Consider the following 19796-nt stretch of genomic DNA (forward strand, 5'->3'; position numbering starts at 1 on the left):
TTTTCCTTGCGTAATGGCGGCCTTGGCGGGCAAGGCCTGAGTCTTGAAGAACCGTTAGATTGCGCCGCACACCTGCGCGATCACCTCGTCGCCATAGCCCATGCTGCTCATCAGTTGAGCGACCATGTTCTGCTTGCGACTGGTGTTGGTATTGGTGATCACCCAGAACGGGGTTTCCGGTACCGGCTTGGGCTTGGTGGTGCTGCCACTGGCACGCAGAGCCTCGGGATCCCGCGAGAAATAGACGCGCTTGCGCCCCTTGATTTCAGTGGCCTGGGTAAACCCGACCGGATCGTCCCGGTAGAGAGTACTGAGCACCTGCATGAAGCGGTTGATAGACTTCTCTTCTTTTTGCAGCTCGCCAGAATCGAGCAGGGCTTGCAGCCCTTGCCGGGTGGCTACCGCACTGGACTGCGCAACAGCAACCGGCTCGGCAACAGGCACACGTTCGTGAGCAGGCTGTTCCAGCAGACGGCGCAGGATGTCGGAGGCACTCTCACCGATGTGCCGGGTCTGGCTGGCGATATAGAAGTAGAGATCGTCATCAAGCTCGATGGTTTTCATAGGGATGCGCTGGACTCGTCGAAATTCGGATGCGGCGATTATACATAGGCAAACCCGACAGCCCAAGGGAGGGGCTGACAGATGTACATGAATCTCATCGAGAATACGGCATAATAGCGGCCCAAGAGTGTGATCAGCCGCACTGATAGCCGATCTGGATGGGATTTTTTAGAAAAAAAACCACATATATTTACCACACACCAGACGAAACCCTTTTCTTTCCAGTGCGTTAAATTATATCGATCAGCGCACGCATGACCGAACAAGGTGTCATTTTGCAACAAAACAGCGTAGTGAACTTCAAAGATCAGGGTCAGGGCCCGGCCGTCATTCTGATCCACGGCCTGTTTGGCAGCCTCGATAACCTGGGTCTGCTGGCTCGCGCCCTCAGCGAGCAGTACCGGGTCATCAGCGTCGATCTGCGCAACCACGGCGCCTCTTTTCGCAGCCACGACATGAGCTATCCGGCGCAAGCCGCCGACATACTCGCGCTGATGGATCACCTTGAGCTGGATCAGGCGGCGATAGTAGGCCACTCCATGGGGGGCAAAGTGGGTATGCAGCTTGCCAAGCTGGCGCCAACACGCGTTGCCAAGCTGGTGGTGGCCGATATCGCGCCGGTCGCCTATCCCCACTCCCGCCACCAGAATGTGTTCGCCGGTCTCAATGCAACTCTGGCGACTAAACCCCAGAGCCGCAGCGAAGCGGAACGCATTCTGGCCGAACATATCGAAATTGCCGGTGTACGCCAGTTTCTGCTCAAATCCTTCGCCAAAGGCGAGGATGGCTGGCAGTGGCGCTTCAATGTGCCGGCCCTTGAGGAGAACTACGCCAACATCATGGGCTGGCCGGAGGATCAACACCGCTTCGAGGGGCCACTCCTCTTTATTAAAGGAGGCGATTCCGACTATATGCAGCCGCAATACAGCGAGACGGCACTGGCCCAATTCCCGGCCGCCAAGGTACGTGTCATCGCCGGAACCGGCCACTGGCTGCATGCGGAAAAACCGGCCCTGTTCAACAAATTGGTTGTGGATTTCCTGTCGACAGGCGGTTAACAGTTTCAAATCCTTTGTGATATAGTGCGCCCGTCATAAGGAGTGTGCGCAATCCATGCTAAGTGAACATATCGACCTGATCGAAAGTTTGGGCCTGAAACTATTTTTTCTGGCCATCTTCATATTGATTGGGCTTGCCATTCAGGACGTGCTCAAACGCGGCAATGTGCCCCGTTTCGGCCGTTTCATCGTCTGGTTGGTACTGTTTCTGGGTTGTGCGGGTTTTGTCGCCAAGGGGCTGATCGAACTGGGCTGGGAAGGCTCAGGGCTCGGCTAACTTATTTTCATCTGTGATGTATGGCCAAACAGCAAACTGATCGAACAACACTGGATCTGTTCGCAAATGAGAAGCGCCCCGGCAGGCCAAAGACCAATCCACTCCCCCGCGAGACCCAGCTCAAGATCAACAAGCGTAACCAGCTTAAGCGCGATCGAGAGAATGGGCTGAAGCGGGTAGAGTTAAAGGTAGAGGCCGAGTTGCTGGAGCGCCTGAACCAACTTGCGTTACAACAGAACATCAGCCGAGCCGAGCTGATCCAATCTATTCTGAAACAACAGATTGAGTCCGCCCTTGCGGTGGACATTGCAGTCTGAGTGTCAAGCATTAACACCAAATACGGGTAACTAAACACTATGGCAAGTGTAGGTCTGTTTTTTGGCAGCGATACCGGTAACACCGAAGCTGTCGCCAAGATGATCCAGAAAGAGCTGGGCAAAAACCTGATTGAAGTCCGAGACATCGCCAAGAGCAGCAAGGCCGATATCGACAGCTTTGACCTGCTGATGTTCGGTATCCCGACCTGGTACTATGGCGAAGCCCAGGCCGACTGGGACGACTTCTTCCCCGATCTGGGCGAAATCGACTTCACCAACAAGCTGGTTGCCATCTTCGGTTGCGGCGATCAGGAAGACTACGCAGAGTACTTCCTCGACGCTATGGGCACCCTGCGTGACATCGTCGAAGCCAAAGGCGCCATCATCATCGGTCACTGGCCGACTGCCGGTTACGAGTTCGAAGCCTCCAAGGCGCTGGTAGACGACAAGCACTTTGTCGGTCTGGGTATCGATGAAGATCGCCAGCCGGAGCTGACCGCCGAGCGCGTCAAGGGCTGGTGCAAGCAGTTGCATGAAGAGATGTGCCTGGGCGAGCTGGAGTAATTCGCTTCCCCTGATATCTCTGACAACAAGGGCCCCGACGGGGCCCTTGTTGTATCTGCGCTTTAGCTGCTTAGCCGCCCCTGTGCTCCGGTTTGGCACGCACATAGAGGGTGCGCTTGACCTGGGCCACCAGTTCGCCGCTCTTGTCCTGCACCGTCACCTCGAATTCGGGGAAGTGCTTGTTGCCACCTTCAGTCGCCGCCACGATGTCGGCCAGCTTGCCTTCGGTCAGGTTGAATTCCGCCACCAGCTTGCCCTTGCCCGGCTTGATGTAGTTGATGCTGCCCGCCTTGTCCCAGACGTAATAGCGATTCTTGAAGTAGCCCATCAGCATCAGCGGATAGATGGGATCCGTCATGGCAAACATGCTGCCGCCAAACTGGGTCCGGTTGGCATTCTTGTTCCACCAGCGGGATTTCAGGGTCACCCGGCAGTAGCGAAAGTCATCGCTCAGGCTCTCTATCTTGATCCCGGCGCCCCAAAACGGGGGCCAGGCATTGAGGGCGCGGCGCACCCAGGCCGCATTGTCAAAAAGCCAATCCATGGATCTCATCCGACCAGACATGTGAAAGTTACATATTATCAACATCTGCCATCCCGGCAAGTCGAACTGTGCGATTGATTATTTCAATCCAGACCCGGATGAGTGGCTAAACCCTTTGAATTTGCGGGTTTATTTTTAGGGATGCTACGACCTATAATGACAGACCTATCGAGTTGAAGGTTGCCATTCCCGCGGCAGTCCATCAGAATAAACCCCACCTTCGAGAATGCGAATAAGTAGAATATGGCAGACAACAACCAAGCGTTAAAAAAGGCCGGGCTCAAGATCACCTTGCCCCGCGTCAAAATCCTGGAAATCCTGCAACAGCCGGACTGCCAACACACCAGTGCCGAAGATCTCTACAAACGCCTTATCGATCTGGGTGAAGAGATTGGTCTCGCCACTGTCTATCGCGTTCTCAACCAGTTTGATGATGCCGGTATCGTCACCCGCCACCACTTCGAAGGTGGCAAGTCGGTATTCGAGCTGGCGACCCAGGAGCACCACGACCATCTGGTTTGCCTCGACTGTGGCAAGGTGATCGAGTTCTCCGACGAGGTGATCGAACAGCGCCAGCGTGAAATAGCCAAGACGCACAATATCCGTCTCACCAACCACAGTCTCTACCTCTACGGTCACTGTGCCAGCGGTGAGTGCAAGCACGACGACTAAGTCGACTGCCACGCCAGATAACGGACACAAAAAAGCCAGCTGACGCTGGCTTTTTTGTGTCTGCAGCAAGCAGGATAGCAAAGAGAGCAGGGTCTCCCCTGCCCCATCGGCTTAGCCTTCTACCTTGCCCCAGGAGTCACGCAGGGCAACGGTGCGGTTGAACACCAGATGCTCCGGGCTGGAGAGCTTGTTGTCGGCGCAGAAGTAACCTTCACGCTCGAACTGGTAAGCCTGCTCCGGCTTGGCATTCTTCAGGGAAGCCTCGACACGGGCACCCTCAATGATCACCAGCGAGTCCGGATTCAGGGCTGCTTCGAAGTCATCCTCGGCACCCGGGTTCGGTACCTTGAACAGACGGTCATAGAGACGCACTTCGGCAGGCAGGGAGTGAGTAGCGCTGACCCAGTGGATCACCCCTTTCACCTTGCGGCCATCGGCCGGATCCTTGCCCAGGGTCTCGGGATCGTAGGAGCAGTAGATGCAGGTGACTTTGCCATCGGCATCTTTCTCGACGCGCTCGGCTTTGACGACATAGGCGTTGCGCAGGCGTACTTCCTTGCCCAGCACCAGACGCTTGAACTGCTTGTTCGCCTCTTCTTTGAAGTCCGCTTCGTCGATGAAAATTTCGCGGGTAAAGTTCAGCTCGCGGGTCCCCATCTCGGCATTGCTCGGGTGGGCCGGGGCAGTCAGCACTTCGTCGGCAGCCAGGTTCTCGATAACCACCTTCACCGGATGCAGCACGGCCATGGCGCGCGGAGCATGCTCGTTGAGGTCTTCGCGGATGCAGGCTTCCAGCATGCTCATCTCGACGATGTTGTCCTGCTTGGTGACGCCGATGCGCTTGCAGAACTCGCGGATGGAGGCCGGGGTGTAGCCACGACGACGCAGACCGGAAACGGTCAGCATGCGCGGGTCATCCCAACCGTCGACGTGCTTTTCGGTCACCAGCAGGTTCAGCTTGCGCTTGGACATGACGGTGTATTCGAGGTTCAGACGAGAGAACTCGTACTGACGCGGATGGCAGTCGATGGTGATGTTGTCCAGCACCCAGTCGTACAGACGACGGTTGTCCTGAAACTCCAGCGTACAGATGGAGTGGGTGATCCCTTCCAGCGCGTCCGAGATGCAGTGAGTGAAGTCATACATCGGGTAGATGCACCACTTGTCACCGGTCTGGTGATGGTGGGCAAACTTGATGCGGTAGATAACCGGATCACGCATCACCATGAAGGGAGAGGCCATGTCGATCTTGGCGCGCAGGCAGGCGGTGCCTTCAGCCAATTCGCCGTTCTTCATCTTGGCAAACAGCGCCAGGTTCTCTTCCACGCTGCGATCGCGGAACGGGCTGTTTTTACCTGCTTCAGTCAGGGTGCCACGGTACTCGCGCATCTGCTCGGCAGTCAGCTCGTCCACATAGGCCAAACCCTTTTCAATCAGCTCGATGGCGTAACCGTGCAGCTTGTCGAAATAGTCAGAGGAGTAGCAGATCTCGCCGTTCCACTGGAAGCCGAGCCACTGCACATCCTGCTTGATGGACTCAACGTACTCGATATCTTCCTTCACCGGGTTGGTGTCATCGAAACGCAGGTTGCACTGGCCCTGATAGTCGCGGGCGATACCGAAGTTCAGGCAGATGGATTTGGCGTGGCCGATATGGAGATAACCATTCGGCTCGGGCGGAAAACGGGTATGCACGCTGGTGTGCTTACCGCTGGCCAGATCTTCATCAATGATCTGACGAATAAAGTTAGTTGGGCTGTTCGCCTGACTCATGGCTCACCTCAAAAAAGCGTCACTGGCGGAAGTTGTGCCGGCTGGCACCCTCATACCCCCGCCGTCAAGCCGGGTATGATCCCTCATTACGCGTCCTGCCTCAACCTGAATTTGGCACTTCCGCGCCATTGCCCCGCCAAAATCGGCACGAAATGGCGAGCGGTGCAAGTGATGAACAAAAAAGCCCCGCACAAGGCGGGGCTGAAAGTGATGAAAAACAAACAGACAATTACACACAACAAAGGCTCACACGCACAGTCAACCTTTCCCAAACCCGATAGACCATCGTCCTTGGGAAAGGCGGGTCTTGCGACCCACCTCAGGTTAACGGTTGACTGCTATCAGTTCAGTTCGGTGACACGGCTGGTGCGCTTGCCATCGAAGCTGGTGGTACGCAGGTAGACCTTGCCATTTACGCTCGGCTTGGCCGCGGCGTCATAGGTACTCCAGTTGGTGCCGTCCAGGCTGTACTGGATGGGCAGACCCGGCAGATCCACGTTCGCTTCCAGCACACCGTTCACCACTTTGGCACCCGGTACGGAGAGGCGGTATTCAACACCGGCCTGATCCAGTTTCGGCAGGACGCGCTGACCCAGTACGTTGGCAAACTGGTTCCACTCTTTGTTGAGGGTGGCCTTGTTGACATGCTTGGTCTCACCGGAGAACTCGCGACCCTTCACATAGTTCAGCTCGAAGCCACCTTTGTGCCAGGCACGCTCGGCCACGGAGAAGATACGCGGGTAGACCATGTACTCGTACTGAGCATCGGTACGCACGGTTTCACTCCACTGTTGACCGGAGATCCCCTTGAACTTGACCGGATCCTGGTCACCCTTGGCTACGAAGGCGTTGCCGTCGCGGTCAACCGAGGTCTCGGCGTTCTGCGGCAGGTTTTCCGGAGCAAAGGCGAACACCTTGCGAGTGTCGTTGAAACGGGTTGCCCAGTAGTAACCACGCTCAGCCGGGTGTACTTCGTTCGGGAAGTCGAAGTAGAGGTAATCCGGGTTGGACAGGACTACTTCGTAACCCTTGTGCGCCCACTTCATCGCTTCGTTGAAGCCACCCCAGTAGAGGGTTTCCCAGAAGTTGACTCGGGTATTGTCGGTGGCGAAATCTTTGGCACTGTTGGCGTACTTCAGACCATCTTCCCACGCCTGCAGGGTAGAGAGACCGCGGTCTTTGACCATCTGGCCCACTTCCTTGGCGAAGTAAACCGGCAGTTCACCCACTTCCTTGATCTTGCCATCGTCGATCATCTTCTGGCACATCGGGGACTTGCCAAACGGCTTGTCCTGTTTGCTGGAGTCTACGTTGCCTTTCCAGGCGACCAGCTCTTCTTTCTTGGTGACGGCCGGATCCTGATAGCCACCGCCCTGCATGATGTTCTTCGCCTCGTCACCACCGTAGTGCCATGCAGTCAGCGGCTGACCGGCGGCCTGGTGCATCTGGGCAACTTCATCCATTACCTTGGCCACGAAGGTGGCGGCACCCGGCTGGCAAGGGTTGATGAAGGACATCTTGTCGTAAAACTGGACCGAGGTGACGTTGGAGGTATCCGCCGGATCAGTCAGACGGAACTGGTTGGCATCAGCTTCTTTGCCTTCCGCCATCAGACGCTTGTAACGCGCTTCCATGGAGACCACGGCAGCACGGGCGTGGGCCGGCATGTTGATCTCGGGGATCACGGTCACACCGCGGGCCTTGGCGTAGCGAACCAGATCCACGTAGTCAGACTTGCTGTAAAAACCGGAACCCTGGTTGTCGCTGGTCGGGCCGGAACCCAGCTGCGGCATCAGGCACTTGGTTTCGGACTCGTCGTGGCAACGCTGGCTGCCGACTTGAGTCAGCTCCGGCAGACCCGGGATCTCCAGACGCCAGCCTTCATCGTTGGTCAGCCCCAGGTGCAGCACGTTGAGCTTCATGGCAGACATCTGGTCAACCAGCTTCTTCATGGTATCCAGGCTGCGGAAGTGACGGGCCACGTCGGTCTGCATGCCACGGTATTCAAAGCGCGGCGCATCTTCGACGGACATCTGGCTCACCAGCTTGTCGTTGACACCCAACAGGGAGATCAGGGATTGCGCACCCCAGTAAGCCCCGTTGATGTCGTGACCCTGGATCACGGTGCCTTTCTTGCCGATGGTCATGTCATAACCTTCGGCCTGCTTGAACTTGCTGCCCAGTTTGATGGTGACCGGGTAGCCGGTGTCGGAGAGGGTAACACCCAGCTTGGTCAGTTCAGCTTTCAGGGCTTCGGCGCGATCGGTTGGCAGATCCAGCGCATTGAGTTTGATGGTAGAGAAGTCAACTTGCGGACCCGCCTTGACCACCTGCTTCATCGGGGTCGGCAGGATCTGGTTATCGACCTTGCCAGCCGGCAGCAGAGTGCTGGTCTGGTTGGCTGCGAAACGGGTTTCGCTGTTCATCAGGATGTTCTTGTCATCCTTGGTACGCTTCCAGCCATCGGCTGGCATCGGCTTCTCGTAAGTGCTGGCATCATCGATGTTGCTCATGCTGGCCAGTACTTTCGGCTCGGCACCTTCGCTGGCGACATACCAGTTCGGCATGATGTCAGATTCGAACAGTACCCAATATTCCACCACCAACGGCACTTCGACTGTCGCATCCTTGGCAAAGCCCTGGAACTTCTCGGTTGGCGTCAAACGATAAAGGTCGCCAGTCAAGTGAGTGATAGTGAACTGGTCGTTATCCACTCGCTGGATACGACGGATGGAGGAGACATAGATGCTCCAGTCCTTGGCGGTCACGTCAGCACCGGTGTTGGTCAGGTGCAGCTTGGCAACGCCGCAGCTCGCCCACTCGGAACCGAGCGCCTGGCAATCGAGGCCAGCCCCGGCACCGTCGTTGGTGACCACTTCATACTTGACCACCAGGTTGCTGGCGAGGGAGTCGACCACGGCTTGCTTGGCAACATCGGCTGCCTGGACCTGGCTGACGAAAACGGTAGACATGGCAATGGCTAACAGAGAATGTTTCAAGTTCATAACTGCTGCTCTCATTTGAAGTAAAGGTTGGATTTTCTTGGCTTTTTTTATATTGGGCCCCTAAGTGGGGCCCTTAGTTATGTCAACAATGGACTTAGACTTGAGGTGAGCGAGTGGCTCGATTAACGCAGTGCTTTCATCTCACCGGCGATGATTTCGGCCAATGGGCCCAGAATCACCTGCAGGTTCTGCTCACCGAGCTTGACCACACCGGCCGCACCTAGGGCTTTCAGCTTGCGCTCATCGACAATGCTGCGGTCTTTCAGGGTCAGACGCAGACGGGTGATGCAGGCATCGATGGAGACCAGGTTCTCTTGACCACCCAGCACTTCTAGGTATTGCTTGGCCAACTCGGTACGATTGGTTGATTGAGCGGCAGCCGGAGCTGTCTCTTCATCATCTTCACGACCCGGAGTTTTCAGGTTCAGCTTGGCAATCACTGCGCGGAACACCACGTAGTAGAGGCCGAAGAAGACCAGACCCTGAGCAATCAGCATGTACCAGTTGGTCGCCAGCGGGTTACGGCTGGAGAGCACCATATCCACCAGGCCGGCACTGAAGCCGAAACCAGCCATCCAGTGCATGGAGGCAGCGATGAACACGGAGATACCGGTCAGCACCGCGTGGATGACATACAGTACCGGCGCCACGAACATGAAGGAAAACTCGAGCGGCTCGGTTACCCCGGTGAAGAAGGAGGCAAAGGCAGCTGCGATCATGATGGAAGCAACTTTCTCTTTGTTCTCTTTCTTGGCGGAGTGGTAGATGGCCAGAGCGGCACCCGGCAGACCGAACATCATGATGGGGAAGAAGCCAGCCTGGTACATACCGACCACGCCTTTCACCTGATCCAGGCTCTTGCCAGCAGCCAGAGCGGCATCGATGGTAGCCTGACCACCCAGGAAGTTCGGGATGTCGTTGATACCGGCCACGTTGAACCAGAACACGGAGTTCAGTGCGTGGTGCAGACCAATCGGGATCAGCAGACGGTTGAAGAAGGCGTAGATACCGGCACCGGTAGAGCCCAGGCTCACGATGGACTCACCGAAGGAGACCAGACCACCGTAGATTGCCGGCCATACCGCCATCAGGATGAAGGAGACAACGATCATCACGACAGACGTTACGATCGGTACCAGACGACGACCGGAGAAGAAGGAGAGTGCCTTGTGCAGCTCTACGTTACTGAAGCGGTTGTACAGCTCAGCAGCGATAACACCACACAGGATACCCACGAACTGGTTGCTGATCTTGGCAAACGCGGCAGGAACCTGATCCACCGGGATGCTCTTGATCTGGGCCACAGCGCCCGGGCTCAGCAGAGTGGTAACGACCAGGAAGCCGACCAGACCTGCCAGCGCAGCAGAACCGTCTTTATCCTTGGACATACCGTAAGCGACACCGACTGCGAACAGTACGGACATGTTATCGATAATGGCTGCACCCGCCTTAATCAGGAAGGCAGCCAGCGCGCTGTCACCACCCCAACCATTCGGGTCAATCCAGTAGCCAACCCCCATCAGGATCGCTGCGGCAGGCAATACCGCTACCGGCACCATCAGGGCACGGCCGATCTTTTGCAAATAACCGAGAATGTTCACGGTTCCTCTCCTTAGTTAATGTTTTTCTAGAAATTAAGTGCTTATCACGTTTGACGCATAAGCCATCAAGGCTTGATTGGCAGTCTAGGGCTTTTATTTCGCTGCGCAAATTAATAAACCAATAATCGTGATCTTTATCACCCTAACAAGATAAAGGTGGTGGATAGATGTGGCTTACTCAGCAATCTTTATTTACGCTATGAAACAACTTAAATCAGTCTTAGCCCATTGCCACCGTCAAACCGGTCGCAAGCCGAAACCGAGGTATCCATCATGCGCCTGATCCCGTTGAAATCTGCCAACCAAGTAGGCCTCTGGTCTGCCCGTTACATCGTTGACCGCATCAACGCGTTCAAGCCGACCAGCGATCGCCCCTTCGTGCTGGGCCTGCCTACCGGTGGCACCCCGCTCAATACCTACAAGCGCCTGATCGAGTTGCACAAGGCTGGCGAAGTGAGCTTCCAGAACGTGGTCACCTTCAACATGGACGAGTACGTCGGCCTGGCGGAAGATCACCCGGAGAGCTACCACAGCTTCATGCACAACAACTTCTTCAGCCACATCGACATTCGCCCCGAGAACATCAACATTCTCAACGGCAATGCCGACGATCTGGTGGCCGAGTGCAAGCGCTACGAGGACAAAATCAAGTCCTACGGCAAGATCCACCTGTTCATGGGCGGCGTCGGCAATGACGGTCACATCGCGTTCAACGAGCCAGCCTCTTCCCTCTCCTCCCGTACCCGGGTCAAGACCCTGACCGAGGATACCCGCATCGCCAACTCCCGCTTCTTTGGTGGCGACACCGAACAGGTGCCCAAGCTGGCCCTCACCGTGGGCGTCGGTACCCTGATGGATGCGGAAGAGATCATGATCCTGGTCACCGGCCACGCCAAGGCGCTGGCTCTGCAGGCCGCCGTAGAAGGCAGCGTCAACCACATGTGGACCATCTCCACCCTGCAACTGCATCCGAAGGGAATGATGGTGTGTGACGAGCCCTCTACCATGGAGCTCAAGGTCAAGACCGTTCGTTACTTCCAGCAGCTGGAAGCCGCCAACATTGGCCGCCTGTAAGGAGTTTTCATGTACGCATTGACCAATTGCACCCTCTACACCGGCAGCTGCGTGCTGACTGGCCACGGGGTTCTTATCGAGGGCGACAAGATTGTCGCCATCTCTCACCTGGCCGAGCTGCCTGTGGGTATCGAGCAGATTGACCTGAAGGGTGCCAACCTCACCGCCGGTTTTATCGACGTGCAGCTCAACGGTTGTGGTGGCGTGATGTTCAACACCGACATCACCAGCGAGACCCTGGCCACCATGCAGGCGGCCAACCTGAAATCCGGTACCACCAGCTTCCTGCCGACCCTGATCACCAGTCCGGATGCAGACATGAAGCAGGCCGTTGCCGTCACCCGTGACTACATGGCAGCCAACCCCAATGAGGTGCTGGGCGTCCATCTGGAGGGTCCTTACACCAACCTCAAGCGCAAGGGGATCCATCCTGCGGCCCAGATCCGCCAGCCAGCCGACGAGATGATCGACTTCTTCTGTGCCAATGCAGATGCCATCGCCAAAATCACCCTGGCCCCCGAGCGCAATGACCCGGCCCATATCCGCCGTCTGGTGGATGCGGGGATCCTGGTCTCTGCCGGTCACACCGCCGCCAGTTACGATCAGGCGATGGCGGGCTTTGACAATGGTATTCGTTTTGCGACCCATCTCTATAACGCCATGACCCCGACCCTCAACGGGCGCGAGCCGGGCGTAGTGGGTGCCATTTATGACCGCAAGGATGTCTACGCCGGTGTCATCGTCGATGGTCACCATGTGCACTGGGCCAATGTACGACTGGCCCACAAGATCCTCGGGGAGCGGTTGGTGCTGGTTACCGACGCAACCGCAGCCGCAGGGGCGCCGGAAGGGTTTGAGAAGTTTGATTTTTGTGGCACTACCGTCTTTTTGCGCGATGGTCAGTGCATTGACGAGAATGGTACACTCGGCGGCTCCGCCCTCACCATGATTGAGGGGGTGGAAAATCTGGTCAAGCAGGTCGGATTACCGCTCGATGAAGCACTGAGAATGGCCAGCCTCTACCCCGCGCGCGCCATTGGATGGGACTCACGTCTCGGTAGTATCCAGGTCGGTAAAGTAGCCAACCTCACTGTCTTCGATCAGGACTTCACGGTCCGTGGGACCGTGGTAAACGGACACTACACACAACAGTGACATCATGACTGGCGGACAAATAGCAAACGTAGATCTTATCAAGCAGGTCAACAGTGCAGCCGTATATCGGCTCATCGACCTGCAAGGCCCCATCTCCCGGGTCAAGATTGCCGAGTTGAGTCAGCTGGCCCCGGCCAGCGTGACCAAGATAACCCGGCAGTTGATCGAGCATGGCCTGATCAAGGAGACCTCTCCGCAAGCCTCCACTGGCGGGCGGCGAGCGATCTCGTTGACCACCATCAAACATCGCTTTCAGTTTGTCTCTGCCAAGCTGGGTCGTGGCTACCTGCAACTGAGTCTCTATGACCTCGATGGCAAGGAGCTCGACCAGCATGTCACTCAGGTGACCGAGATCGACCAGCAACCCGTGGTCGACATGCTGCTGCGGGAGATTGGTGCCTTTATCGATGCCAATAGCGAACGCAGCCGCAATCTCATCAGCATCGCAGTGACCATGCCGGGTCTGGTCAACCCAGAATCCGGCATGGTCATCTACACCCCCAAGTACCAGATCCGCAATCTGGCACTGACGAAGCTGCTGGAGAATCACTTCAATCTCCCCTGCTACGTGGGCAACGACACCCGTTCCCTGGCGCTGGCTGAACACTTCTTTGGCGAATCCCGCGACTGCATGGACTCCATTCTGGTGAGCGTCCACCAGGGTACAGGTTCGGGGATCATCACCAAGGGTCAGGTGTTCCTCGGTCAAAACCGCAACGTCGGCGAGATCGGCCATATTCAGGTCGAACCGCTTGGCAAGCGCTGTCACTGCGGCAACTTCGGCTGCCTCGAGACCATCGCCTCCAACGAGGCGATCATCGACAAGGTGAAGGAGCTCATCAGCCGCGGCCACCAGAGCTCGCTGCAAGAGAAGCACATCACCATTCAGGAGGTGTGCAAAGCAGCCTTGGCGGGGGACGAACTGGCTCGCAGCGTCATCGAAAACGTCGGCGAACACCTGGGACGGGCAGTTGCCATCACGGTCAACCTGTTCAACCCGCAAAAAGTGCTGATTGCTGGCGAAATTACCGCTGCGGAAGAGGTGCTCTTCCCGGCCATTCGCCGCTGTGTCGAACACCAGTCTCTGCCGAGCTTCCACCGCGGCCTGCCCATCGTGAAAGCCCGTTTCCAGAATCAGCCAACTTATGGCGGCTTTGCCTTGGTCAAGCGCGCCCTGCTGGAAGGGGATCTGCTGCAGATCATCATGGAGCAGAAATAATCCGCATCCACCACGGATCTTGCATCACCCAATAAAAACGGCAGCCCTCGGGCTGCCGTTTTGCTATCGAACATACTGGCAGGATGACTCACTCCGTACGGCAGGGTTTGAACAGATCCAGCTTGTCGTCATAGACGCGGGTTTTCACATCCATGATACCGAGCATGGAGTGGAACAGGTTGTCGTGGGAGAAGCGCTGATTTGCCGCCTCCCGGGCCAAACAACTCATATCAAGCTGACGCGCAACCTGCAACTGGGGCGAGATCCAGGCAAGCAAGGGAATCCGGGTCTGATCGTCCGGAGCAAACTTGTAAGGGGTGCCATGCAGATAAAGCCCCAGCGCGCCCAATGACTCACCGTGGTCGGAGAGATAGACCAGCCCGACATTGTACTGACTCTCCAGTGATTTGAGCTTGTCGATAAGCCGAGCCACCACCTTGTCGGTATAGCGGATGGTGTTGTCATAGGTGTTGACCAGCTCCTCGTTGCTGCAGTTTTCAATATCGCTGCGCGGACAGTCGGGCACAAAAACCCGTTCACTGGCGGGATAGCGGCGATAATAGGTTGGACCATGGCTGCCCATCAGATGAAATGCAACCAGCTTGCTCCCCTTCATGCCAGCAATCTGCTGATCCAGACCTTCGAGCAACACTTCGTCATAGCAAGAGCCGCCCTGGCAAAGGACCGGGTAGTCCTTGGGAAGGATCTCGATAGTCGGCACATTACGGCATACCCCCTTGCAACCACCGTCGTTCTCCTTCCAGAGCACCGCAACCCCTGCATGCTGCAGCACATCAAGCAAGCCGTCGCGGGCATTCGCCAGTTGTTCGTCATATTCGTGGCGAGTCAGGTTGGAGAACATGCAAGGCACAGAGACCGCCGTTGCGGTACCGCAGGAGCGCACATCCTGAAACGATACGATCCCCTGCTCTTTGGCAGTAAAACTGTTGGTCGCCCTGGCATACCCGTTGAGGGAGTAGTTCTTGCTGCGAGCAGTCTCCCCCACCACCAGAAATATCAGGGTCGGTTTATCCCCTTTGGCGACCACCTTGGCATCCGTCCCCAACTGCTGGTAAGGGATGGGCGTGGCAAACACTACATCACGGGCATATTTGTAGACGCCATTGACATAGTTGGCAGGCACAATCTGCTTGCCCAGGATCCGGTGATTGCGGCCAATCGAGACATAATCCTGGTAATAAAGTGCTGCTACCCCGCCAACAAACAAGAGCGAGAGGGTCAATACCCCAGTCCTGATGGCCAGACCCTTGTACCAGCTGGCAGGATAACGCACCTTCAACGACCAGAGCGCTACCACGGGCAGCAATCCTGTCAGCAGGAACCAGAGCACGACCGGAATATTCAGGTAGGAGGTAGCCTCGCTGCTATTGGTCTCCACTATGTTCTGGATCATGCTGGCATCGAAGATGACGCCGTACTTGAGCATGGCGTAACTGACGATGGAGCTTGTCAGGATTAGCATGGAGAAGAAGGGCTTGAGCAACCAACGGAAAGTAAACGGCACAAAGACCGCCGTGAGTGCTGCCAAGAGCACCAGAGGAACAGAGAGAACGAAACCGGTCCGGACATGTTCCAAGCCACTGATAACAGAATAGAAACGAAGAAAGAAAGGCCAATTCAACACCAGTGCAAAATAGAGCACCAGCAACAGATTAACCTTCATCACACCGAGCGTGACGCGCATAAACAACTCCTGAATGCCGGACGACAGAATAAATGGCGGGGCCACACTACCAGAAACAGCACTGTCAGCGTAGAAGACAAAAATTAAGCATGAATTAAGAAAATGTGCAGGGCGCCATGCACATCACAACAGCCTCTCACCAAGCCCCTCGCCAAGATGGTTTTTTTGTTGTCTATCCCATGGATTTTGCTAGCTTGTTGAGTAGGCATTGACGAGATGCAGGTTGACCAATGGCACTGATCCAAGCCTCGATAGAGCAGTTGAGAATAGGCCACTTTATCCACCTTCCGACCGGATGGACCAACCACCCGTTCATGTTCAATACGTTCAAAATCAAGGATCAGCAGCAGTTAGACATCATTCGCCATCTTGATCTCACTCTCCTGATGGTGGATCCAGACAAAAGTGACCTGCCCATCGAACCACTGCTGCGCGGGGATATTCCCGATGCCGGGCCCGACCTCGACGAGCTGGAAGAGCTGATTGCCTCCGGCCCGCCCCCCTTTGACGAGAAGGCCTTTCGTCGCTCCATGCGCGCCGCCGACAAAGCCTTTGGCCAATCCATGAGCGAACTGCGCGATGCGCTTGGTGCCCTTAACCTCAAGCCGGACGAAGGGTTGGCCAATACTGCGCAGATCGTCCGCAATACCGCCTTCCGGATCAGCCAACATGAAGGGCCGCTCGGGTTGCATCTCATCCGTAGCCCCCACACCGACATTTTGCTGCAGCACAGCCTCAACGTTGCCTTTATCGCCATGCTGATGGCCCGCGAGCTGGGGATGAATCCGATTGAACTGGAAGAGACCGGGCTTGCCGGACTTATCCACGACATCGGCGAGCTGAAAATCCCGAGCCAGATCACCCAGAAGCGCGGGGATCTCAGCAAGGCAGAGCAGAACTTCCTCAATATGCATCCCCAGTACGGGCTGGAGATGCTGACCCAGCTCAACGCCTTTGAACCGAAAATCCGTCAGGTCGCCCACCTGCACCACGAGCGACTCGATGGCAGCGGGTATCCGCTCGGCATCAAGGGCGGGGAGATCCCGCCACTGGCCCGGCTGATCGGGCTGGTCGACTTCTACGACGAGCTGCTCCATCCCCGCAACAGCGCCAATCCGGCAGCCCCAAGCCAGGCCATCGGCCAACTCTACAAGCTCTCCCAGAAGAAGTTCGATCAGACGCTGGTCAAGTTGCTGGTCAAGGTGCTGGGGGTTTATCCACCGGGTTCGCTGGTGAAACTGTCAGATGAGAATATCGCACTGGTGCTCTCCACCGAGCCCACCATGCCGCTCAAACCGAAGATCTTGCCCTATGTCAAAGCTCAGCGTCCTGAAGCCGTGCCGATGATCGATCTGCGTGAAGATACGCGAACCATCACCGCATTTATCAAACAGGAAGAGCTGGATGAGGGGCAACGGCAGTTCTTCAATCTGACTCGCCGCTTCTGCTACTACTTTGCATTTTGAGTTATCCCCAGAAGCTGGGGATAACTCATTGGACAAACCGGAATAATTACTCGAAGCCCCGCCGAAAGGTTGTCATCTGACCATGTATAAAAAACGCCCAGCCATGGGGCCGGGCGGAGCATGCCACCTCCGTGTGGCGTATCCAACGGATACATCCATGCTCCATTCACCAATACCAAGCTTGCCACAGTTATACAAATATCAATTTAACGTGCTGATTTGATATGGTTTTATCTCACTGTTCTGGCAAACTGACCGCCCGCCCGAGCCATGTAGACCAGTAGAACAAGATCCTGATCACACTTATGCACGGGCAGGCTATTTTTTAACCTGACCTGCAAGGAGCGTTTTTTATGCAGTTGGTCCTCTCCTTGTTGCAACAGATGAGCGTCAGCCTAGTCATCGCCTACCTCTTTTCCAAGAGTCCACTGCTGCGTCCACTTGCCAACTATTCGGTAAGAATCCCTCACAAAGTATTGATATACATTATTTTTTCCAGCTTTTGCATCCTTGGCACCTATGTCGGCCTCGACATCGACGATGCCATCGCCAATACCCGCGCCGTCGGTGCCGTGCTGGGAGGACTCTTGGGTGGCCCGCTGGTAGGGTTTCTGGTCGGACTGACCGGCGGCTTGCACCGCTATACCCTGGGGGGATTTACCGATCTCGCTTGTGCCATCTCCACCACCTGCGAAGGGTTTCTGGGTGGCATTGTGCACTGGCGCCTGATGCGCTCAAACCGAATGGATGCCCTGTTTGAACCCAGAATTGCCTTCTTTACCACCCTCTACGCCGAAATCCTGCAGATGGTCATCATCCTGCTCGTTGCCACGCCATTCGACAAATCGCTGCTGCTGGTGCGCACCATCGCCACCCCGATGATTTTGGCCAACTCCTGTGGCGCAGCGCTCTTTATCAGCATGATCCGCGATCAACAGCAGATGTATGAGAAGTTCTCCCGGGTCTTCTCCGCCAAGGCGCTCAACATCGCCAACCGCACAGTCGGGATCATGAGTCAGGGCTTTACCCCGGAGGCAAGCAACAAGATTGCCCGCATCATTCAAGAAGAGACCGGCGTCGGCGCCGTGGCCATCACGGATACCGACAAGATCCTCGCCTTTATCGGCATCGGTGAAGATCACCATTTGCCGGGCACGCCCATCACCTCCGCCATCACCATGAAGGCGATTGAGCGCAACAAGGTGCTGTTTGCCGATGGCAACAGCAAGCCCTATCGCTGCAGCCTCTCCCCTCAATGCCAGCTGGGTTCCGTGCTGGTGATCCCGCTGCAAGGGGATAAGGGGGTGATCGGCACCATCAAGCTCTATGAACCGAAAAAGCGGCTCTTTCTCAAGATCAACCACACCCTGGGGGAAGGGATTGCCAACCTGCTGTCACAGCAGTTGCTCGCAGGTCGGCTGGAGCAGCATCAGCGGCTGCTGGTGCAATCCGAACTGAAACTTATTCAGGCCCAGATCAATCCCCATTTTCTGTTCAACACCCTCAACACCATCAGCGCCATCACCCGACGCGATCCCGGCAAGGCGCGCGACCTGCTGCTGCATCTGTCGCTCTTTTTTCGCAAGAATCTCAAACGCCAGAGTGGCCTTGCCACCCTACAGGAGGAGCAGGAGCACTGCCAATCCTATCTGGAGATCGAGCTGGCCCGCTTTGGTGATCGCTTGACCGTGATAAACGACATCCCGCCCCATCTTGCCAACCTGCGGCTACCCAGCTTCACTCTGCAGCCGTTGATTGAAAACGCCATCAAGCACGGCATCTCGACCCTGCTGGAGCAGGGTAGCATTCGCCTCTGGACTGAGGAGCTGCCTGCCTGCGTCACCATCCATGTGGAAGATAATGCTGGCGCCTGGCAAGCACGCCCCGCCGGCGATGGTCTTGGCATGACCATCGTAGACCGGCGATTGAAAAGCGCCTTTGGCGAGCGTTATGGCGTGACCATTGCGTGCGAGCCGGAGCAGTGGACCCGGGTCTCGTTCACCATCCCCAAGGAGCAACCATGATCCGCACCATGATTGTCGATGACGAGCTTTATGCCCGCGAAGAGCTGAAACAACACCTTGCCAGCGATCCCGCCATCGCGATCGTGGGGGAAGCGGGTAACGCCATCGAGGCATTACCGCTGATCCAGCGCCTCAAGCCCGACGTGGTCTTTCTCGATATCCAGATGCCCAAGCTGAGCGGCATGGAGCTGGTCGCCATGCTCGATCCCCTGCCCCGCATCGTCTTTGTCACCGCCTTTGACGAGTATGCCATTCAGGCTTTCGAGGAGAACGCCTTTGACTATCTGCTCAAACCGGTAGAACCCGCCCGGCTGGCCAAGACCCTCGCCCGTCTCAAGCAAGATATCTCTCCGCAGCCGGTCGAGCGACTGGCCCCGGCCATCGAACACATTCCGGGCTATCTGCACAACCGGGTCAGGCTGCTGCCAATTGCACAGGTGGAGTATGCCTTCTCCGATCTTGGCGGCGTCCATGTCGCCTGTCAGGGCGAGCTGTTTCACACCCAACTCACCCTCAAATCACTGGAGGAGAAGAGCCCACTGCTGCGCTGCCACCGCCAGTATCTGGTATCTCCCAGCGCTATCTTCGAGATCCAGCTACTGGATAACCAGCTGGCTGAGATCGTCACCCCGAGCGGGGCCCGGGTACCGGTCAGTCGCCGCTATCTCAAGGAGCTCAAGGATCAACTGGGCTTGGACTGAGCCGTAGAGTGTGCGCCTGATCACAGCCGCAGACCGCTCGGCGCGCCAACGCGCCGCTCGGGCCATTTCACCTGCCA

The 19796-nt window shown here is 56.5% G+C and carries 17 protein-coding genes; 11 read left to right on the top strand and 6 right to left on the bottom strand.

Annotation, left to right across the window (positions count from 1 at the left end; translation table 11 throughout):
• Positions 1-54 precede the first annotated feature (54 nt).
• Positions 55-564, bottom strand: a complete 510-nt coding sequence (gene seqA, locus ACE1BR_RS12410; RefSeq protein ID WP_374870684.1) for a replication initiation negative regulator SeqA — start codon at positions 562-564, stop codon at positions 55-57.
• Between the two features lie 293 nt (positions 565-857).
• Between seqA and ACE1BR_RS12415 the strand changes: the two genes are divergently transcribed.
• From ACE1BR_RS12415 to fldA, 4 genes are read left to right on the top strand one after another with little or no spacing between them, the layout of a single operon-like run.
• Positions 858-1622 carry an alpha/beta fold hydrolase gene (locus tag ACE1BR_RS12415; protein WP_374871103.1) on the top strand — a complete coding sequence of 255 codons (765 nt, stop codon included), beginning with the start codon at positions 858-860 and terminating at the stop codon, positions 1620-1622.
• Between the two features lie 55 nt (positions 1623-1677).
• The gene (locus ACE1BR_RS12420; protein WP_374870686.1) at positions 1678-1899 is read left to right on the top strand and encodes a DUF2788 domain-containing protein; all 222 of its coding nucleotides are present in this window, start codon (positions 1678-1680) and stop codon (positions 1897-1899) included.
• 20 nt (positions 1900-1919) lie between these two features.
• Complete coding sequence (gene ybfE, locus ACE1BR_RS12425; RefSeq protein ID WP_374870688.1) at positions 1920-2216, top strand: LexA regulated protein; 297 nt, start codon at positions 1920-1922, stop codon at positions 2214-2216.
• A 39-nt stretch (positions 2217-2255) separates the two neighbouring features.
• Positions 2256-2780 carry a flavodoxin FldA gene (fldA, locus tag ACE1BR_RS12430; RefSeq protein ID WP_374870690.1) on the top strand — a complete coding sequence of 175 codons (525 nt, stop codon included), beginning with the start codon at positions 2256-2258 and terminating at the stop codon, positions 2778-2780.
• A gap of 70 nt (positions 2781-2850) precedes the next feature.
• On the opposite strand, the gene ACE1BR_RS12435 is transcribed toward fldA, so the two are convergent.
• A complete protein-coding gene (locus ACE1BR_RS12435) occupies positions 2851-3324 on the bottom strand; it encodes a DUF4442 domain-containing protein (protein ID WP_374870692.1) in 474 nt (157 codons plus the stop codon).
• 243 nt (positions 3325-3567) lie between these two features.
• On the opposite strand from ACE1BR_RS12435, the gene fur reads away from it, so the two are divergent.
• The gene (gene fur / locus ACE1BR_RS12440; RefSeq protein ID WP_374870694.1) at positions 3568-3996 is read left to right on the top strand and encodes a ferric iron uptake transcriptional regulator; all 429 of its coding nucleotides are present in this window, start codon (positions 3568-3570) and stop codon (positions 3994-3996) included.
• Between the two features lie 111 nt (positions 3997-4107).
• Here fur and glnS read toward each other — a convergent pair whose 3' ends face one another.
• The 3 genes from glnS to nagE form a co-directional block, all read right to left on the bottom strand.
• On the bottom strand, positions 4108-5769 hold the full coding sequence (gene glnS / locus ACE1BR_RS12445) for a glutamine--tRNA ligase (protein ID WP_374870696.1): 1662 nt from the start codon (positions 5767-5769) through the stop codon (positions 4108-4110).
• Between the two features lie 341 nt (positions 5770-6110).
• Complete coding sequence (locus ACE1BR_RS12450) at positions 6111-8774, bottom strand: beta-N-acetylhexosaminidase (protein WP_374870698.1); 2664 nt, start codon at positions 8772-8774, stop codon at positions 6111-6113.
• Positions 8775-8896: 122 nt separating this feature from the next.
• A complete protein-coding gene (gene nagE, locus ACE1BR_RS12455; RefSeq protein WP_374870700.1) occupies positions 8897-10375 on the bottom strand; it encodes an N-acetylglucosamine-specific PTS transporter subunit IIBC in 1479 nt (492 codons plus the stop codon).
• A gap of 273 nt (positions 10376-10648) precedes the next feature.
• Here nagE and nagB point away from each other — a divergent pair, with 273 nt between their 5' ends.
• From nagB to ACE1BR_RS12470, 3 genes are read left to right on the top strand one after another with little or no spacing between them, the layout of a single operon-like run.
• Positions 10649-11449: a glucosamine-6-phosphate deaminase gene (gene nagB / locus ACE1BR_RS12460; RefSeq protein WP_374870702.1), complete on the top strand. Its 801-nt coding sequence runs from the start codon at positions 10649-10651 to the stop codon at positions 11447-11449.
• Between the two features lie 9 nt (positions 11450-11458).
• Positions 11459-12604 (top strand): N-acetylglucosamine-6-phosphate deacetylase, encoded by a 1146-nt coding sequence (gene nagA, locus ACE1BR_RS12465; protein ID WP_374870704.1) that lies wholly within the window; start codon positions 11459-11461, stop codon positions 12602-12604.
• Positions 12605-12608: 4 nt separating this feature from the next.
• Positions 12609-13823 carry an ROK family protein gene (locus ACE1BR_RS12470; protein ID WP_374870706.1) on the top strand — a complete coding sequence of 405 codons (1215 nt, stop codon included), beginning with the start codon at positions 12609-12611 and terminating at the stop codon, positions 13821-13823.
• 88 nt (positions 13824-13911) lie between these two features.
• Here the strand turns inward: ACE1BR_RS12470 and ACE1BR_RS12475 are convergent, their stop codons facing one another.
• Complete coding sequence (locus ACE1BR_RS12475) at positions 13912-15528, bottom strand: phosphoethanolamine transferase (RefSeq protein ID WP_374870708.1); 1617 nt, start codon at positions 15526-15528, stop codon at positions 13912-13914.
• Between the two features lie 230 nt (positions 15529-15758).
• Here ACE1BR_RS12475 and ACE1BR_RS12480 point away from each other — a divergent pair, with 230 nt between their 5' ends.
• The 3 genes from ACE1BR_RS12480 to btsR all read left to right on the top strand — a co-directional run bounded on the left by ACE1BR_RS12480 (position 15759) and on the right by btsR (position 19719).
• Positions 15759-16994, top strand: a complete 1236-nt coding sequence (locus ACE1BR_RS12480) for an HD-GYP domain-containing protein (protein WP_374870710.1) — start codon at positions 15759-15761, stop codon at positions 16992-16994.
• Between the two features lie 353 nt (positions 16995-17347).
• Positions 17348-19018: a LytS/YhcK type 5TM receptor domain-containing protein gene (locus ACE1BR_RS12485; RefSeq protein ID WP_374870712.1), complete on the top strand. Its 1671-nt coding sequence runs from the start codon at positions 17348-17350 to the stop codon at positions 19016-19018.
• Positions 19015-19719, top strand: coding sequence for a two-component system response regulator BtsR (btsR, locus tag ACE1BR_RS12490; RefSeq protein WP_374870714.1), 705 nt, complete (start codon positions 19015-19017; stop codon positions 19717-19719). The genes ACE1BR_RS12485 and btsR overlap by 4 nt, the downstream gene beginning before the upstream one ends.
• Positions 19720-19796 lie beyond the last annotated feature (77 nt).

The sequence above is a fragment of the Aeromonas sp. MdU4 genome (assembly GCF_041929505.1).
GTDB lineage: Bacteria > Pseudomonadota > Gammaproteobacteria > Enterobacterales > Aeromonadaceae > Aeromonas.

Coding starts and splice junctions, on each gene's coding strand:
- ACE1BR_RS12475 (WP_374870708.1), bottom strand. CDS start 15,528: ATGCGCGTCACGCTCGGTGTGATGAAGGTTAATCTGTTGCTGGTGCTC.
- ACE1BR_RS12450 (WP_374870698.1), bottom strand. CDS start 8,774: ATGAACTTGAAACATTCTCTGTTAGCCATTGCCATGTCTACCGTTTTC.
- ybfE (WP_374870688.1), top strand. CDS start 1,920: ATGGCCAAACAGCAAACTGATCGAACAACACTGGATCTGTTCGCAAAT.
- fldA (WP_374870690.1), top strand. CDS start 2,256: ATGGCAAGTGTAGGTCTGTTTTTTGGCAGCGATACCGGTAACACCGAA.
- ACE1BR_RS12470 (WP_374870706.1), top strand. CDS start 12,609: ATGACTGGCGGACAAATAGCAAACGTAGATCTTATCAAGCAGGTCAAC.
- seqA (WP_374870684.1), bottom strand. CDS start 564: ATGAAAACCATCGAGCTTGATGACGATCTCTACTTCTATATCGCCAGC.
- ACE1BR_RS12485 (WP_374870712.1), top strand. CDS start 17,348: ATGCAGTTGGTCCTCTCCTTGTTGCAACAGATGAGCGTCAGCCTAGTC.
- ACE1BR_RS12435 (WP_374870692.1), bottom strand. CDS start 3,324: ATGGATTGGCTTTTTGACAATGCGGCCTGGGTGCGCCGCGCCCTCAAT.
- nagA (WP_374870704.1), top strand. CDS start 11,459: ATGTACGCATTGACCAATTGCACCCTCTACACCGGCAGCTGCGTGCTG.
- fur (WP_374870694.1), top strand. CDS start 3,568: ATGGCAGACAACAACCAAGCGTTAAAAAAGGCCGGGCTCAAGATCACC.
- glnS (WP_374870696.1), bottom strand. CDS start 5,769: ATGAGTCAGGCGAACAGCCCAACTAACTTTATTCGTCAGATCATTGAT.
- ACE1BR_RS12420 (WP_374870686.1), top strand. CDS start 1,678: ATGCTAAGTGAACATATCGACCTGATCGAAAGTTTGGGCCTGAAACTA.
- nagB (WP_374870702.1), top strand. CDS start 10,649: ATGCGCCTGATCCCGTTGAAATCTGCCAACCAAGTAGGCCTCTGGTCT.
- ACE1BR_RS12480 (WP_374870710.1), top strand. CDS start 15,759: ATGGCACTGATCCAAGCCTCGATAGAGCAGTTGAGAATAGGCCACTTT.
- btsR (WP_374870714.1), top strand. CDS start 19,015: ATGATCCGCACCATGATTGTCGATGACGAGCTTTATGCCCGCGAAGAG.